Source organism: Azotobacter bryophylli (genome assembly GCF_042643485.1).
Taxonomy (GTDB): domain Bacteria; phylum Pseudomonadota; class Gammaproteobacteria; order Pseudomonadales; family Pseudomonadaceae; genus Azotobacter; species Azotobacter bryophylli.
The window spans coordinates 95,583-112,691 of sequence record NZ_JBHRSJ010000012.1 but is presented as its reverse complement, the minus strand read 5'-3'; the positions used below and the strand labels follow the sequence as shown (position 1 = coordinate 112,691).

At 64.3% G+C, this 17,109-nt stretch carries 13 protein-coding genes; 10 read left to right on the top strand and 3 right to left on the bottom strand.

Annotated elements, in window-relative coordinates; translation table 11 throughout:
* Nucleotides 1-44: 44 nt before the first annotated feature.
* From ACFOJE_RS06735 to ACFOJE_RS06690, 10 genes are all read left to right on the top strand, one after another.
* Nucleotides 45-1,109 carry a pilus assembly protein PilM gene (locus ACFOJE_RS06735; protein ID WP_377813521.1) on the top strand — a complete coding sequence of 355 codons (1,065 nt, stop codon included), beginning with the start codon at nucleotides 45-47 and terminating at the stop codon, nucleotides 1,107-1,109.
* Nucleotides 1,110-1,754, top strand: a complete 645-nt coding sequence (locus ACFOJE_RS06730; protein ID WP_377813520.1) for a PilN domain-containing protein — start codon at nucleotides 1,110-1,112, stop codon at nucleotides 1,752-1,754.
* Nucleotides 1,751-2,374 carry a type 4a pilus biogenesis protein PilO gene (gene pilO / locus ACFOJE_RS06725; RefSeq protein WP_377813519.1) on the top strand — a complete coding sequence of 208 codons (624 nt, stop codon included), beginning with the start codon at nucleotides 1,751-1,753 and terminating at the stop codon, nucleotides 2,372-2,374. The genes ACFOJE_RS06730 and pilO overlap by 4 nt, the downstream gene beginning before the upstream one ends.
* Nucleotides 2,371-2,895 carry a type 4a pilus biogenesis lipoprotein PilP gene (gene pilP / locus ACFOJE_RS06720; RefSeq protein ID WP_377813518.1) on the top strand — a complete coding sequence of 175 codons (525 nt, stop codon included), beginning with the start codon at nucleotides 2,371-2,373 and terminating at the stop codon, nucleotides 2,893-2,895. Before pilO ends, pilP begins: the two co-directional genes overlap by 4 nt.
* A gap of 53 nt (nucleotides 2,896-2,948) precedes the next feature.
* Complete coding sequence (gene pilQ, locus ACFOJE_RS06715) at nucleotides 2,949-5,069, top strand: type IV pilus secretin PilQ (protein ID WP_377813517.1); 2,121 nt, start codon at nucleotides 2,949-2,951, stop codon at nucleotides 5,067-5,069.
* A 4-nt stretch (nucleotides 5,070-5,073) separates the two neighbouring features.
* Nucleotides 5,074-5,592, top strand: a complete 519-nt coding sequence (gene aroK, locus ACFOJE_RS06710; protein WP_377813516.1) for a shikimate kinase AroK — start codon at nucleotides 5,074-5,076, stop codon at nucleotides 5,590-5,592.
* A gap of 51 nt (nucleotides 5,593-5,643) precedes the next feature.
* On the top strand, nucleotides 5,644-6,747 hold the full coding sequence (gene aroB, locus ACFOJE_RS06705; RefSeq protein WP_377813515.1) for a 3-dehydroquinate synthase: 1,104 nt from the start codon (nucleotides 5,644-5,646) through the stop codon (nucleotides 6,745-6,747).
* Between the two features lie 7 nt (nucleotides 6,748-6,754).
* Nucleotides 6,755-8,353 carry an AAA family ATPase gene (locus ACFOJE_RS06700; RefSeq protein ID WP_377813514.1) on the top strand — a complete coding sequence of 533 codons (1,599 nt, stop codon included), beginning with the start codon at nucleotides 6,755-6,757 and terminating at the stop codon, nucleotides 8,351-8,353.
* 190 nt (nucleotides 8,354-8,543) lie between these two features.
* Nucleotides 8,544-12,989: a glutamate synthase large subunit gene (gene gltB / locus ACFOJE_RS06695; protein ID WP_377813513.1), complete on the top strand. Its 4,446-nt coding sequence runs from the start codon at nucleotides 8,544-8,546 to the stop codon at nucleotides 12,987-12,989.
* A gap of 108 nt (nucleotides 12,990-13,097) precedes the next feature.
* Nucleotides 13,098-14,519 (top strand): FAD-dependent oxidoreductase, encoded by a 1,422-nt coding sequence (locus ACFOJE_RS06690; protein WP_377813512.1) that lies wholly within the window; start codon nucleotides 13,098-13,100, stop codon nucleotides 14,517-14,519.
* A 78-nt stretch (nucleotides 14,520-14,597) separates the two neighbouring features.
* On the opposite strand, the gene ACFOJE_RS06685 is transcribed toward ACFOJE_RS06690, so the two are convergent.
* The 3 genes from ACFOJE_RS06685 to ACFOJE_RS06675 are packed head-to-tail and all read right to left on the bottom strand — an operon-like array spanning nucleotide 14,598 to nucleotide 17,097.
* Nucleotides 14,598-15,110 (bottom strand): DUF3299 domain-containing protein, encoded by a 513-nt coding sequence (locus ACFOJE_RS06685; RefSeq protein ID WP_377813511.1) that lies wholly within the window; start codon nucleotides 15,108-15,110, stop codon nucleotides 14,598-14,600.
* A gap of 11 nt (nucleotides 15,111-15,121) precedes the next feature.
* Nucleotides 15,122-16,387, bottom strand: a complete 1,266-nt coding sequence (locus tag ACFOJE_RS06680) for an ABC transporter permease (RefSeq protein WP_377813510.1) — start codon at nucleotides 16,385-16,387, stop codon at nucleotides 15,122-15,124.
* 2 nt (nucleotides 16,388-16,389) lie between these two features.
* Nucleotides 16,390-17,097, bottom strand: a complete 708-nt coding sequence (locus tag ACFOJE_RS06675; RefSeq protein WP_377813509.1) for an ABC transporter ATP-binding protein — start codon at nucleotides 17,095-17,097, stop codon at nucleotides 16,390-16,392.
* Between the last annotated feature and the right edge of the window lie 12 nt (nucleotides 17,098-17,109).

Below are 17,109 nucleotides of genomic sequence, written 5' to 3'. Positions count from 1 at the left end.
GCAGAAGTTTTCTGTAACTTGCGGATGTAACAAGGAAATTGGTCGTGCTAGGGCTCTTCCACAAGAAAGCGAATTCGTTGTTGGGGATCGATATTAGTTCGACCGCCGTCAAACTTATCGAGTTGAGTCGTTCGGGAGGCCGCTATCGGGTCGAGGCCTATGCTGTCGAGCCTCTTCCGGCCAATGCCGTCGTCGAGAAGAACATCGTCGATCTGGATGGGGTGGGACAGGCCCTGAATCGTGTCGTCGCCAAAGCCAGGACCGGCACCAGGGCGGCAGCTGTAGCCGTGGCGGGCTCCGCTGTAATCACCAAGACCATCGAGATGGATGCCGGGCTCTCCGAGGACGAACTGGAAACCCAGCTGAAGATAGAAGCCGATCAGTACATTCCTTACCCACTCGAGGAAGTGGCGATCGATTTCGAGGTGCAGGGTCCTGTCGCCCGTAATCCCGAGCGAGCCGAAGTGTTGCTCGCCGCCTGTCGGAAAGAAAACGTCGAAACACGCGAAGCTGTTCTAGGGTTGGCGGGGCTGACCGCCAAGGTAGTGGATGTCGAGGCCTATGCCATGGAGCGTGCTTGCGGCCTGCTGGCGGACCAGTTGGGAGAGGACCGCCCCGGAGCTACTCTGGCCATCGCCGATATCGGGGCGACCATGATGACGCTCAGTGTGCTCCACGAAGGCCGCACCCTCTATACCCGAGAGCAGCTGTTCGGCGGCAAGCAACTGACCGACGAGATCCAGCGCCGTTACGGGCTCTCGGCGACAGAAGCCGATATTGCAAAGAAAAAGGGCGGACTCCCAGAAGACTACGACAGCCAAGTTTTGCAGCCGTTCAAAGATGCTGTCGTACAACAGGTTTCACGCTCGCTGCAGTTTTTCTTCGCGGCCGGCCAATACAACCATGTCGATTACATCCTATTGGCGGGTGGTACCGCCTCTCTCCCGGGGCTCGATCACCTGGTGCAGCAGAAGATCGGTACTCGAACGCTGGTGGCGAACCCGTTTGCCAATATGACCTTGGGCGGCAAAGTGAATGCAAATGCCCTGGCCAGCGATGCTCCAGCCCTGATGATTGCCTGTGGTTTGGCGATGAGGAGTTTCGACTAAATGGCGCGGATCAACCTTCTTCCCTGGCGCGAGCAGCTCCGAGAGGAGCGCAAGCAGCGCTTTCTGGTAATGCTCGCGGCAGTGCTGATCGCTTCGGGGGGGCTGGTATTCCTCGGGGATCGCTATCTGAACGCAAGCATAGAGCGTCAGGCAGCGCGCAACGATTACATTCGCAAGGAAATCGCCATCCTCGACTCACGGATCAAGGAGATCAATGAGCTCAAGACTCGCCGCCAGCAACTGTTGGAACGGATGAAGATCATTCAGGACCTTCAAGGAAACCGCCAGGTCATCGGCCGGGTATTCGACCAGTTGGTGCGTACGCTTCCCGATGGCGTCTATTTCTCCTCCCTGAAAATGACGGGAAAAAACATCGCCATCGAAGGGGCCGCCGAGTCGAACAATCGGGTTTCGAACCTGATGCGTAATCTGGAGGCGTCGGAATGGCTCGAGGCTCCCAATCTCACGGCGGTCAAGGCCGTCACGGCCGGTGCGCTGGATCAGGCCAACGTATTCCAGCTGACCGTGCAGCAGGCCCAGCCGGGCGGGGACAGTGAGCAGGCGGCCGGTGCCAAGGAGTCTTCCGCCGGTCGCATGGCTGCTACTCGGGGTGGCGAGCAGAAACAAACGGGAGTGCGGAAATGAATCTGGCCGAATCGCTGGAAAGCCTGCGAAAGGTCGATCTGGCCGATCTTGATCTCAATAACCTGGGCTCTTGGCCAACGCCGGTGAAGGTCATCACCAGTATCCTGCTGCTGATAGCCGTTCTGGCGCTGGGCTACAACTTCCATCTCAAGGACCTCCAAGCGCAACTGGAGCAAAAGCGTCTCGAGGAAGAGACCTTGAAGCAGCAGTTCTCCGCCAAGGCATTTCAGGCCGCGAATCTGGAAGCCTACAGGGCGCAGATGAAGGAGATGGAGGAGACCTTCGGCGCAATGTTGAGGCAGCTGCCCAGCGACACCGAGGTCCCCGGACTTCTCGAAGATATAACTCGTACCGGATTGGGTAGCGGCCTCGAGTTCGAAGAGATCAAGTTACTCAATGAAGTTACCCAGCAGTTCTATATCGAACTGCCGATCCAAATATCCGTAGTTGGTGCTTATCACGATCTGGCTACTTTCGTTAGTGGCGTTTCCAGCTTGCCTCGAATCGTCACTTTGCATGATTTCGAAATTAAGCCTGTGAAGAGCGGTGACTCTTCGAAGTTGCGCATGAGCATTCTGGCCAAGACTTATCGATATAACGACAAGGGGCTGCAGAAATGAAAGGCGCCCGTTTGATATTTGTTGCAGTTGTCGCGGGGCTTGCAGGTTGCGGTACGGGTAACGATTTTCAGGATTTGCAGGCTTATATGGATGAGGTCCGCGCGCGACCGAAGGGAAGTATCGAGCCATTGCCGATTTTCCAACCCTACGAAGCCTTCACCTACAGTGCATCGCTGCTGCGCAGTCCATTCCAGCCGCCGCTCAAGATCGAACTGGCCCAGCGTCAGAAGGGCTCCAAGGACATCAAGCCCGACGAGAACCGGGTCAGGCAATACCTCGAGGGCTTCAATATCGAGATATTCGAGATGGTCGGCACCTTGTCCAACGAGACCGGCATGTATGCCCTGGTCAGTGGGGCGGGCGGCGTTCACCGGCTGAAGGTCGGCGACTACTTGGGGCGCAATTATGGCCGTGTGGTCAATATCGGCGAGTCTGCCATAGAAGTGGTGGAGATCGTTCCGGACGGAGAAGGCGGTTGGCTCGAGCGTCCGCGCACTCTCACGTTGAAAGAGCGCTCGTAGAGAGAGAATTCCGCATGAATACCAATTCCCGTTCTGCATTACGGAACCCCTCAATGAATACCACTCTTTCGCGTCTCGGCCTTTCGGCTCTGGCTGGGTTGATGTCGCCGCTGCTGCTGGCGGCCGATCTGAAAGGCCTCGATGTGGCCGCTCTGCCCGGCGATCGGGTCGAGCTCAAGTTTTCCTTCGACGAACCCGTGCAGGCGCCACGCGGATATACCATCGACCAGCCGGCTCGTATCGCTCTGGATCTACCCGGGGTATCCAACAAGCTCGGAACCAAGAATCGCGAACTGGGCGTCGGAAATGCCCGTAGCGTCACCCTGGTCGAGGCCCAGGGGCGTACTCGGGCGATCGTCAATCTGACCTCCCTGGTTCCGTACAGTACCCGGAGCGAGGGTAACAACCTCTATGTGGTGGTAGGAGAAGCGGCGGGAGCAGCGCACCAGGCGCGTTCAACCCAGCCGGCGACGGTGCAGGCACCAGCCCCCAAGGTCAAAGAGTACGCGCCGGTCGGCAAAGCCATCCGGGCGATCGATTTCCAGCGCGGCGAACAGGGGGAGGGCAATGTCGTCATCGACTTGTCCGATCCGGGTATGAGCCCTGCTATCCAGGAACAGGGGGGCAAGATCCTGCTGGATTTTGCCGGAGCCCAGTTGCCGGAGTCCCTGCGTGTGCGGCTGGATGTCAAGGATTTCGCCACCCCGGTGCAGTTCGTCAGCGCCTCCAGGCAGGGGGACAAGAGTCATATCGTCATCGAACCAAGCGGTGCATATGACTATCTCGTCTACCAGGCTGACAATCGGCTGACTGTCAGCGTCAAGCAGCTCGCCCCGAAAAGCACGGCCGGCGTCAACCCCGACCGCTTTGTCTATAACGGCGAGAAGCTATCGTTGAATTTCCAGGATATCGATGTCCGCTCGGTGCTGCAGTTGATCGCGGACTTCACCAACCTGAACCTGGTGGCCAGTGATACGGTGCAAGGCAATATCACCCTGCGTTTGCAGAATGTGCCCTGGGATCAGGCGCTCGATCTGGTGCTCAAGACCAAGGGGCTGGATAAGCGTAAGGTCGGAAACGTCCTGCTAGTGGCTCCGGCCGATGAAATCGCGGCGCGCGAGCGGCAGGAGCTGGAAGCGCAGAAGCAGATCGCCGAGCTGGCTCCCCTGCGCCGTGAACTGGTGCAGGTGAACTACGCCAAGGCGGCGGATATCGCCAAGCTGTTCCAGTCCGTGACCAGTACGGATGAAAGCACCGATGAGCGCGGCTCAATCACTGTGGACGAGCGTACCAACAACATCATTGCTTACCAGACCCAGGATCGGCTCGACGAATTGCGGCGGATCGTCGCCCAACTGGACATCCCGGTGCGTCAGGTGATGATCGAGGCGCGTATCGTCGAGGCCAGTGTCGATTACGACAAAAGCCTGGGGGTCCGTTGGGGCGGCTCCTACAGCAATGGTAATGGCAGGCTGTACGGGTTGAGCAGCAGTTCCTCTTCTAGCTCCAGTTCCAGCACCAGCTCGGGCTCGAGTGGTTCCACCTCGGGTACTACCACGAGCAGCACTGGCTCACTGACCTCGACGCTGGTTGACATGGGGGTAAAAAGCTTCACTTCGGGTATCGGTCTCGGCTACGTCGGCAACAATCTGACCTTGGACCTACAGTTGTCGGCCATGGAAAAGAGCGGTAACGGCGAGATCATCTCTCAGCCCAAGGTCGTCACGGCCGACAAGGAGACCGCGAAGATCCTCAAGGGGTCGGAAGTTCCCTACCAGCAGGCCAGCTCCAGTGGCGCGACCAGCGTCTCGTTCAAGGAGGCGGCCCTGTCGCTCGAGGTGACCCCGCAGATCACTCCGGACAACCGCATCATCATGGAGGTGAAGGTCACCAAGGACGCGCCGGATTACGCCAATGCGCTCAACGGCGTACCGCCGATCAACAAGAACGAAGTCAATGCCAAGGTGCTGGTCGCGGACGGCGAAACCGTCGTGATCGGTGGCGTGTTCTCCAACGATCAGGAGAAGACGGTGGAGAAGGTACCCTTCCTGGGCGACCTGCCGTACCTCGGCCGTCTGTTCCGCCGCGACGCGGTGACCGACTCCAAATCCGAGCTGCTTATTTTCTTGACACCACGTATCCTTAACAATCAGGCAATAGCTGTGAGTCGTTGAGTCAGTGCGTAATGTGATCCTCGTGGGCCCGATGGGGGCTGGAAAGAGCACCATCGGGCGCTTGCTTGCCAAAGAGTTACGGTTGTCGTTCAAGGACTCCGATAAGGAGATCGAGCAGCGTACCGGAGCCAATATTCCCTGGATCTTCGATGTGGAGGGGGAAGCCGGGTTTCGCGAGCGCGAGCAGGCGATGCTCGCTGAGCTTTGCCAGACAGACGGGATCGTGCTGGCCACCGGCGGCGGGGCGGTCCTCCGCCCCGAGAATCGCCAAGCATTGAGTTCCGGCGGTCGCGTGATCTACCTGCATGCCTCGGTGGAGCAGCAGTTGGAGCGGACCTCCCGTGATCGCAATCGCCCCTTGTTGCGCGCTGCCGATCCAGGGCGTGTGCTCGGTGAATTGATGACAATCCGGGATCCTCTCTACCGGGAAATCGCCGATCTGGTGGTGGAAACCGACGAGCGTCCGCCGCGTATCGTGGTGGAGGAGATTCTAGAGCGTCTGCGTGCCCTTCCTGCTCGTTAAAGCGGGCGCGCAACTGCGCTATCCTAGCGCCCTTTCCAGCGAGGGGGCATCATGCAGACTTTACAGGTTGATCTCGGCGAGCGCAGTTATCCGATCTATATCGGCGAGGACCTGCTGAGCAAGGCGGAGTACATAGTGCCGCATCTGGCCGGCCGCCAGGTCGCAGTGGTCACCAACGAGACGGTCGCTCCGCTCTATCTGGACAAGCTGACCAGCGCCCTGTCGTCACGGAACGTGACTCCCATCGTGCTGCCCGATGGCGAGGCCTTCAAGCAGTGGGAAACCCTGCAGACCATCTTCGATGCGTTGCTGAAGGCGCGCCATGACCGACGCACCACCCTCATCGCCCTCGGCGGCGGCGTGATCGGCGATATGGCCGGCTTTGCCGCGGCCTGCTATCAGCGTGGGGTGGATTTCATCCAAATCCCGACCACACTGCTTTCCCAGGTCGACTCCTCCGTAGGGGGTAAGACCGGCATCAATCACCCGCTGGGCAAGAACATGATCGGCGCCTTCTACCAGCCGAAGGCCGTAGTCATCGATACCTCTACCCTGGCCACCCTGCCGGCACGCGAGCTTTCCGCCGGACTGGCCGAGGTGATCAAGTACGGGCTCATCTGCGACGAGCCTTTCCTGACTTGGCTGGAAGCCCATATGGATGCGTTGCGTGCATTGGAAGGCTCGGCGCTGAGCGAAGCCATCGCCCGCTCCTGTGCCGCCAAGGCACGGGTAGTCGGTGCGGACGAGCGCGAGACGGGAGTCCGCGCCACTCTCAACCTGGGGCACACCTTCGGACATGCCATCGAGACGCACATGGGCTATGGCGTCTGGTTGCATGGCGAAGCCGTCGCCGCGGGCACGGTCATGGCTCTGGAGATGTCCCGCCGCCTGGGCTGGATCGACGAGGCCGAACGCGATCGCGGAATCCGCTTGCTGCAGCGGGCCGGTCTACCCGTGACCCCTCCGGCGGAAATGACCCCCGAGGACTTCCTCGAGCACATGGCCATCGACAAGAAAGTGCTGGATGGCCGGCTTCGCCTGGTGCTGCTCAAGCGCCTGGGCGAGGCGGTCGTGACCGGCGATTTCCCTCGCGAGACCTTGCACGCCACCTTGGCCGCCGACTACCGGGTCATGGTGGAACAGATCAGTCAATGAGACGACTATGTCCAGTTCGCATGTAGATGAAGCTCTTCTGAGCCATTACGACTTCACGCACGACCCGTTCGCGGCACGGACGCCTGGTTTCAGGTTCTTCCCGGCGCAGCGCAAGCCTCTGCTCGGGCAACTGCACCACCTGGCGCGCTACAGCCAATTGCTGCTGGTGGTCAGTGGGCCCACGGGCAGCGGCAAGACGCTGCTGCGCCAGGCGCTGGTGGCCAGCAGCAACAAGCAGGCGGTCCTGAGCGTCGTCGTCTCCGGCAAGGCTTCGGTACAGGTGGAGGGCATCCTGCGGCAGATCGCCATGGGGCTGGGCTTGGCTCGCTCCGACGAGCAGTCGATTCTGGCGCAGGTGGAGGAACTGGTCGCCGTGGGGCAGGAGGTCTACGTCCTCGTCGACGACGCCGAGCTGCTCGAGACCGGGGCCCTCGAAGCGTTGCTGGCTCTGGCCGAGGGCAGCGCCATGGGGCGGCCGCATGTCTTCCTGTTCGGCGAGCCGGAGCTTGTGTCGCGACTGCAGGCCCTGAGCGACGGCGAGGAGCGTTTCCATGCGCTGAAGCTCAAGCCCTATACCCTGGAGGAAACCCGCGACTACCTCGCCCAGCGCCTTGAGGGGGCCGGGGGGGATATAGAGCTATTCAGCGACGAGGATATCGAGCGCATCCACCAGCAATCGGAAGGCTGGCCGGGCGAGATCAACCGGGTTGCCCGCGAGGTCCTGGACGAGGGCATGTATGCGCAGCGCAAGCAGGCGGTCGATGGCGATCGGCGCGGTGGATCGGGATTGCCGAAGAAGCATCTGCTGGCATTGGGGGTGGTCACGCTGGCCGTCGCCGCCGCCTGGTTCGTGCGTACCGGCCCGGGACCCGCGGTACCGGATGCTGGGGCTCAATCCTCATCCGGGGGCGTCGGAGAAGGTGCGCCGGCGATCCAGTTCGCCGGGAGCCACACGGCACCCCAGGCGGCGCCTGCAGCGGAAGAGGCGCAGCCGGTGATTCGCGAGCCTCTGGCTCTGGCGGCAGGGGAGGATGACGCTGAAGACGGGGCGGGCGCCGAAGACGGTCCGTCCGGAGTTCCCGCGGCGGTGTCGGTCCAGGCTCCGGTGCGTGGAGCAGAAAAGCCGGAGTCGGCGCCGGTAGCGGTCGCATTCCCCCAGGCGACGAAGCCGGCACCGGCTCCTGCTCCTGTTCCACCGCCGGCCTTGGGGCCTGCACCCAAGCCAGCAGCCGCGCCGGCGCCCAAGCCGATGCCGGTTGCTGCACCGACGCCAGCTCCCGCTCCCAAGCCGACCGCCGAGCCGCTCGGTGCTCCGCCGGCAAACGACTGGTATCGGGCCCAGGCTTCGGGAAGCTATTCCCTGCAGGTCCTCGGCACCTACTCGGAAAGCAGCGCCCAGTCTTTCGTGCGAAGCCAGGGCTCGGGCTATCGTTACTTCAGGAAGATGCACCAAGGCAGGCCGTTCTTCGTGGTGACCTATGGCAGCTTCGCCACCCGGGCCGAAGCGCAGGCGGCCATCAAGGCGCTGCCTCCAAAGGTGCAGGCCAGCAACCCCTGGCCGCGCAGTTTCGCCAGTATCCAGCAGGAGGCGGCATCGGCGCGCTGAGGGCGTGCTAGCACGGCATCCGTTATTTATCTTTCAATTACGCGACACTCAGGTTCGTAAAGACGACCCGAACATTTGAGGTGCAGGGGCTGGTGTGTAACAATGCCTGCCCTTTTGCCTGCGCACGCCGGATGCCATCCCGCTCGCACGGCAAGCCTGTTCGAAAGCTTAGAGCCTGGTGAGAGTGTTTATGAAAGCAGGTCTGTACCATCCTGAAGAATTCAAGGATAACTGCGGCTTCGGTCTGATCGCCCATATGCAAGGCGAGGCGAGTCATCACCTGCTGCAAACCGCCATCGAAGCCCTGACCTGCATGACCCATCGCGGCGGGATCAATGCCGATGGCAAGACCGGCGACGGCTGCGGCCTGCTGCTGCAGAAGCCGGACGCCTTCCTGCGCGCCAAGGCGCAAGAGCATTTCAATGCCGAACTGCCCGGCCAGTACGCCGTCGGCATGCTGTTCCTCAGCCGGGACGCCGGCAAGGCCCAGGCGGCGCGCGAGCGCGTGAACGCGGAAATCGCCGCGCAGGGCCTGAGCCTGGTGGGCTGGCGCGAAGTACCGGTGGATACCTCCGTTCTCGGCCCGCTGGCCCTTGAGCGCCTGCCGCGCATCGAGCAGGTATTCGTCGGCGGCGAAGGTCTGTCCGACCAGGATTTCGCCGTCAAGCTGTTCTTCACCCGTCGCCGCGCGGAAGTGGCGCTGGCGAGCGACGGCGATTTCTACTTCTGCAGCCTGTCGCACAAGGACATCGTCTATAAAGGCCTGATGATGCCGGCCGATCTGGCCCAGTTCTTCCCGGATCTGGGCGACGAGCGCATGGCCACGGCGATCTGCGTGTTCCACCAGCGCTTCTCTACCAATACCCTGCCGCGCTGGCCTCTGGCCCAGCCGTTCCGCTTCCTCGCCCACAACGGCGAGATCAACACCATCACCGGCAACCGCAACTGGGCCCAGGCTCGCCGCCTGAAGTTCGCCAACGAGCGGCTGCCCGACCTGGAGAGCCTATCGCCGCTGGTCAACCGTACCGGTTCGGACTCCTCCAGCATGGACAACATGCTGGAGCTCCTGGTCACCGGCGGTATGGATCTGTTCCGCAGCCTGCGCATGATCATTCCGCCGGCCTGGCAGAACGTCGAGAACATGGACGCCGACCTGCGCGCCTTCTACGAATACAACTCCATGCACATGGAGGCCTGGGACGGCCCGGCCGGCGTGGTGCTGACCGACGGCCGCTATGCGGTCTGCCTGCTCGACCGCAACGGTCTGCGTCCGGCGCGCTGGGTCACCACCAAGAACGGCTACATCACCCTGGCCTCGGAAGTCGGCGTGTGGAACTACGCGCCGGAAGACGTCATCGGCAAGGGCCGGGTCGGCCCGGGCCAGATCCTCGCGGTGGACACCGAGACCGGCGAGATCCTGCACACCGACGATATCGACAACCGCCTGAAGTCGCGCCATCCCTACAAGAAGTGGCTGCGCGAGAACGCCCTGCGCATCCAGGCCACTCTGGACGAGGACGAGGGCAGCTCGGCCTACGACGCCGAGCAGCTCAAGCAGTACATGAAGATGTTCCAGGTCACCTTCGAGGAGCGTGACCAGGTGCTGCGTCCGCTGGCCGAGCAGGGCCAGGAAGCGGTCGGCTCGATGGGCGACGACACCCCGATGGCGGTGCTGTCCAAGCGCGTGCGCTCGCCGTTCGACTACTTCCGCCAGCAGTTCGCCCAGGTCACCAACCCGCCGATCGACCCGCTGCGCGAAGCCATCGTCATGTCCCTGGAGACCTGCCTGGGCGCCGAGCGCAACATCTTCGAGGAGAGCGCCGACCACGCCAACCGGGCCATCCTGACCACGCCGGTGATCTCCCCGGCCAAGTGGTACAGCCTGATGAACCTAGACCGCCCGGGCTTCGAGCGCTATCACATCGATCTGAATTACGACGAGAGCCTCGGTCTCGAGGCGGCGGTGCGCAACTTCGCCGATCAGGCCGAGGAAGCGGTGCGCAGCGGCAAGGTACTGCTGGTGCTGTCCGACCGTCACATCGCCCCCGGCAAGCTGCCGGCGCACGCCTCCCTGGCGGTCGGCGCCGTGCACCACCGCCTGGTCGAGAAGGGCCTGCGTTGCGACTGCAACATCCTGGTGGAAACCGCCACTGCCCGCGATCCGCACCATTTCGCCGTGCTGCTGGGTTTCGGCGCCACCGCGATCTACCCGTTCCTCGCCTACGAGGTGCTGGCCGATCTGATCCGTACTGGCGAAGTGCTGGGCGATCTGGACGAAGTCTTCAAGTACTACCGCAAAGGCATCTCCAAGGGCCTCTTGAAGATCCTCTCCAAGATGGGCATTTCCACCGTGGCTTCCTACCGCGGCGCCCAGCTGTTCGAGGCGGTCGGTCTGGACGACGAGGTGGTGAATCTGAGCTTCCGCGGCGTCTCCTCGCGCCTCAAGGGCGCGCGTTTCGTCGATATCGAGGCCGAGCAGAAGCTGCTGGCCGCCGAGGCCTGGAGCAAGCGCAAGCCGATCCAGCAGGGCGGTCTGCTCAAGTTCGTCTACGGCGGCGAATACCATGCCTACAACCCCGACGTGGTGAACACCCTGCAGGCCGCCGTGCAGCAGGGCGACTACGCCAAGTTCAAGGAGTACAGCGCGCTGGTCGACCAGCGTCCGGTATCCATGCTGCGCGACCTGCTGAAGGTCAAGGAAGCCGCCCAGCCGCTGGCGCTGGAAGAAGTCGAGCCGCTGGAAGCGATCCTCAAGCGCTTCGACTCCGCCGGCATCTCCCTCGGCGCCCTGTCTCCGGAGGCCCACGAGGCGCTGGCCGAAGCGATGAACCGCCTGGGCGCACGTTCCAACTCCGGCGAGGGCGGCGAGGACCCGGCCCGCTACGGCACCGTGCGCAGCTCGAAGATCAAGCAGGTCGCCACCGGCCGCTTCGGCGTGACCCCGGAATACCTGGTCAACGCCGAAGTGCTGCAGATCAAGGTCGCCCAGGGTGCCAAGCCCGGCGAAGGCGGCCAGCTGCCGGGCGGCAAGGTCAACGGTCTGATCGCCCGCCTGCGCTACGCGGTGCCCGGCGTGACCCTGATCTCGCCGCCGCCGCACCACGACATCTATTCCATCGAGGACCTGGCGCAGCTGATCTACGACCTCAAGCAGGTCAACCCGAGCGCGCTGGTATCGGTCAAGCTGGTGGCTGAAGCCGGCGTCGGCACCATCGCCGCCGGCGTGGCCAAGGCCTATGCCGACCTGATCACCATCTCCGGCTACGACGGTGGCACCGGCGCATCGCCGCTGACCTCCATCAAGTACGCCGGCGCGCCCTGGGAGCTGGGCCTGGCCGAGACCCACCAGACCCTGCGCGGCAATGACCTGCGCGGTCGGGTCCGGGTGCAGACCGACGGTGGTCTGAAGACCGGCCTCGACGTGATCAAGGCGGCCATCCTCGGCGCCGAGAGCTTCGGCTTCGGTACTGCGCCGATGATCGCCCTGGGTTGCAAGTACCTGCGCATCTGCCACCTGAACAACTGCGCCACCGGCGTCGCCACCCAGAACGACAAGCTGCGCAAGGAGCACTTCATCGGCACCGTCGAGATGGTGATGAACTTCTTCACCTACATCGCCGAAGAAACCCGCGAGTGGCTGGCCAGGCTGGGCGTGCGCAGCCTCGGCGAGCTGATCGGCCGCACCGACCTGCTGGAAGTGCTGCCGGGCGAGACCGCCAAGCAGCAGAACCTCGACCTGAGCCCGCTGCTCGGCAGCGACCAGGTGCCGGCGGACAAGCCGCAGTTCTGCCAGGTCGAGAAGAACCCTCCGTTCGACGAAGGCCTGCTGGCCGAGAAGATGGTCGAGATGGCCCGGGGCGCGATCGCCGAGAAGAGCGGCGGCGAGTATGAGCTGGACATCTGCAACTGCGACCGCTCCATCGGCGCGCGGGTCTCCGGCGAGATCGCCAAGCAGCACGGCAACCAGGGCATGGCCGATGCGCCCGTCACCTTCCGCTTCAAGGGCACCGCGGGCCAGAGCTTCGGCGTGTGGAACGCCGGCGGCCTGAACCTGTACCTGGAAGGCGATGCCAACGACTACGTGGGCAAGGGTATGACCGGCGGCAAGCTGGTGGTCACCCCGCCCAAGGGCAGCCCGTTCAAGAGCCAGGAGTCGGCCATCATCGGCAACACCTGCCTGTACGGCGCCACCGGCGGCAAGCTGTTCGCCGCCGGCACCGCGGGCGAGCGCTTCGCCGTGCGCAACTCCGGCGCCCATACTGTGGTGGAAGGCACCGGCGACCACTGCTGCGAATACATGACCGGCGGTTTCGTCTGCGTACTGGGCAAGACCGGCTACAACTTCGGTTCCGGCATGACCGGCGGCTTCGCCTACGTGCTCGACCTGGACAACGGCTTCGTCGACCGGGTGAACCATGAACTGGTGGAGATCCAGCGCATCAGCGGCGAGCCGATGGAAGCGCACCGCAGCCATCTGCAGGAGGTGCTGGCCGAGTACGTCGCCGAGACCGGCAGCGAGTGGGGCGCCAACCTGCTGGAGAACCTGGACGATTACCTGCGCAAGTTCTGGCTGGTCAAGCCCAAGGCGGCAAGCCTGAAGTCGCTGCTCTCCAGCACCCGGGCCAACCCGCAATAAATCGCAGCTACAGGCGACAGGCTCCCAGCGATCGGCCGCGGAGCCTGGCCCAAACGTATTAAGCCGCCTGCGGCGTGCAGCCTGCAGCCGCTGTTATGAGGTTTTGAAATGACTGAACGTCTGAACAACGATTTCCAGTTCATCGAAGTCGGGCGCAAGGATCCGAAGAAGAAGCTGCTGCGCCAGCGCAAGAAGGAATTCGTCGAGATCTACAATCTGTTCAAGCCGCAAGAGGCCAGTGAACAGGCCCACCGTTGCCTGGGCTGCGGCAACCCGTACTGCGAGTGGAAGTGCCCGGTGCACAACTACATCCCGAACTGGCTGAAGCTGGTTTCGGAGGGCAATATCCTCGCCGCCGCCGAGTTGTCGCACCAGACCAATACCCTGCCGGAAGTCTGCGGCCGGGTCTGCCCGCAGGATCGTCTGTGCGAGGGCGCCTGCACCCTGAACGACGGTTTCGGCGCGGTGACCATCGGCTCGGTGGAGAAGTACATCACCGACACCGCCTTCGCCATGGGCTGGCGCCCGGACATGTCCAAGGTGGTGCCGACCGGCAAGCGCGTCGCCATCATCGGCGCGGGCCCCGCCGGCCTCGGCTGCGCCGACATCCTGGTGCGCAACGGCGTGACCCCGGTGGTGTTCGACAAGAACCCGGAAATCGGCGGCCTGCTGACCTTCGGCATCCCCGAATTCAAGCTGGAGAAGACCGTGCTCAGCCGTCGCCGCGAGGTCTTCGCCGGCATGGGCGTCGAGTTCCGCCTGAACACCGAGGTGGGTAAGGACGTCTCCATGCAGCAGCTGCTCGACGAGTTCGACGCGGTGTTCATGGGCATGGGCACCTACACCTACATGCAGGGCGGTTTCCCCGGCGAGGACCTGCCGGGCGTGCACGATGCACTGGATTTCCTGATCGCCAACGTCAACCGCAACCTGTGCTTCGAGAAGTCGCCGGAAGACTTCATCGACATGAAGGGAAAGAAGGTGGTGGTGCTCGGTGGCGGCGACACCGCCATGGACTGCAACCGCACCTCGATCCGCCAGGGCGCCAAGAGCGTGACCTGCGCCTACCGTCGCGACGAGGCGAACATGCCGGGCTCGCGCCGCGAGGTGAAGAACGCCAAGGAGGAGGGCGTGAAGTTCCTCTTCAATCGCCAGCCCATCGCCATCGTCGGCGAGGACAAGGTGGAAGGCGTCAAGGTGGTGGAAACCCGCCTGGGCGAGCCGGATGCCCGTGGCCGTCGCAGCCCCGAGCCGATTCCGGGCTCCGAGGAGATCCTCCCGGCCGACGCCGTGGTGATCGCCTTCGGCTTCCGTCCGAGCCCGGCGCCCTGGTTCGAGGAGTTCCAGATCAAGACCGACAGCCAGGGCCGGGTGGTCGCGCCGATGCACGACAACCAGTTCAAGCATCAGACCAGCAACCCGAAGATCTTCGCCGGCGGCGACATGGTCCGCGGTTCCGACCTGGTGGTCACCGCCATCTACGAAGGCCGCCAGGCCGCCGAAGGCATCCTCGACTACCTCGGCGTCTGAGCGCCGGCCGGAGCAGCAGTTCGCTGCGCTCCGGTCCCTTCGTCCCGCTGAAAGACGCCCGCCCCGTGCGGGCGTCTTTCATTCCGCCAGCTCGTATCGGTAGATCCGGCTCGCCTGCATCCCATAGCCGGCCTCGGCCAGTTCGCTGCTGCTGTGCTGCACCCTGAGCGGGCCTTCGACCCAGAACGGCTGATACAGCTCTTCCAGCCGTACGCCGCCGTCGCTGCGCACGTGCACGATCTGGTTCGAGGCCGGCGGCGGCACGTGGATGCAGGCGCCGAAGTAGGGCACCAGCAGGAAATCGACCACCCGGCCGTCCGCCTCGGTTTCCAGCGGCACTATGTAGCCGGGCAGCTTCACCAGCACCCCGTCCAGGGCCCGGACCACCGGGGCCTGCGGTGCGAGCTGCGGTGCCGGCGGGCCGGACTCGTCCAGGCCGGCGCCTGGCGTCGGGCCGTGCAGCGGCGCCTGGGGTTGCAGCACGGGCGGGGCGTCCGCCGGGATCAGTTCGGACCAGGTGAGATCCCGCGGCTCGGCTGCCCACAGCGGAGCGGCGCAGACCAGCAGCAGGGCGAGCAGCGAACGCGGCATAAGGTTCTCCTTCACAGGCGGATGGACAGGCCGTCGGCCAGCGACTGGCGGTAGGCGCGCCAGGCCGGCACCCCGCCCATCAGCAGGGCGACCGCCAGGATGGCGGCGAGCAGGCTCCACTCGTAGGCGCTGGGCAGGGCAAGCGGCAGATACAGACCGTAGGCCGCCTGCAGCGGCTCCCGGGCCACGAGGATGCCGAGGTAGAGCAGGGCCAGGCCCAGCAGCGTGCCGGCCAGGGCCAGGGCGAAGGCCTCCAGCACCAGCAGTCCGGCGATGTGCCAGGGGCGGGCGCCCACCGAGCGCAGGATGGCCATCTCCCGGCGGCGCTCGTTGAGGCTGGTGAGGATCGCCGTGAGCATGCCGATCAGCCCGGTCAGCACGACGAACAGCGAGACCACGAACAGCGCCCGCTCCGCCGTGCCCATCAGGCTCCACAGCTCCTGCAGGGCCACCCCGGGGAGGATCGCCAGCAGCGGCTCGCCGGCATAGTCGTTGATCTCGCGCTGCAGGGCGAAGGTGGCGATCCTGCTGTCCAGACCGAGCAGGAAGGCGGTGATCGCCCGGGGCTGCAGGTCCATGGCCCGAGCCTGCTCGGCGCTGATCCGGCCGGCTCCCCGGGCCGGCACGCCCTGCCGCCAGTCGATGTGCAGCGCCTCCATTCCCGCCAGGCCGATGTGCAGGGTGCGGTCCACCGGCGTGCCGGTGGGCGCCAGGATGCCGACCACTCGGAACGGCTTGTCGTCGTGGCGGGTCAGGCTGACCTTGGCCACGCCGTGGGCCAGCACGATCTCGTCGCCGAGCCGGTAGCGCAGCGCCCTGGCCACCTCGGCGCCGAGCACCACCTCGAATGGGTCTGCGGCGAAGGCGCGACCTTTGCTCAGCTCCAGCGGCCGGTCGCGGCCGTAACGGTAATGCTGGAAGTAGGCGGCGCTGGTGCCCAGCACCCGGTAGCCGCGGTGCGAGTCGCCGAGGGACAGCGGGATGGCCCATTTCACCCGCGGATGCCGGGCGAAGTGCTCGAAGCTGTCCCAGCGAACGTTGTTGGTGGCGTTACCGATGCGGAACACCGAATACAGCAGCAGGTTCACGCTGCCGGAGCGGGCGCCGACGATCAGGTCGGTGCCACTGATGGTGCTGGCGAAGCTGGCCCGCGCCTCGTTGCGCACCCGTTCGACGGCCAGGAGCAGGCACACCGAAAGGGCGATGGCGAACACCGTGAGCAGGGCGGTGAAGCGGCGGTTGGCCAGACTGGCCAGGGCCAGGCGCAGCAGGTACATGTTCAGACCTCCGCCGGGCGTGCGGCGCGATTGAGTTCGGCCAGCGACAGGCTGCGGTCGAACAGCCGCGCCAGGCTCTGGTCGTGGCTGACGAACAGCAGGCTGGAGCCGGCGTCGCGGCACTCGGCGAACAACAGATCGAGGAAGGCCTCGCGGCTGTCGGTATCCAGTGCTGAGGTGGGCTCGTCGGCGATCACCAGCTCGGGCTGGCCGATCAGTGCGCGGGCGGCGGCGACGCGCTGCTGCTGGCCGATGGAGAGGGCGTCGGCGCGGCGCTCAAGCAGCTCCTCGCGCAGCCCGAGGTGGGCCAGCAGGGCGGCGGCGGCCCGGTCGACGCTGCCGTAGCGCTGCCGGGCCCGTTCGGCGCGCAGCCGGGAGAAGCGGCAGGGCAGCTCGACGTTCTCCCGTACCGAGAGAAACGGCAGCAGGTTGAACTGCTGGAAGATGTAGCCGGTGTGATCGACGCGGAACCGGTCGCGGGCGCTGGCCGAGAGCGTGCCGAGGTCGGTGCCGAGCAGGCGGATGCTGCCGCGGGCTGGTTTCTGCACCCCGCCGAGCAGGCCGAGCAGGGTGGTCTTGCCGCTGCCGGAGGGCCCCTTGAGAAACAGGCTCTCGCCGCGGTTCAGGTGGAATTCGGCGATATCCAGCAGCTCGGGCTGGCCGGGCCAGGAGAAGCCCAGGTGGGAGAGTGCGATCAGGGGGGCGGTCATGGTTCGATGCTT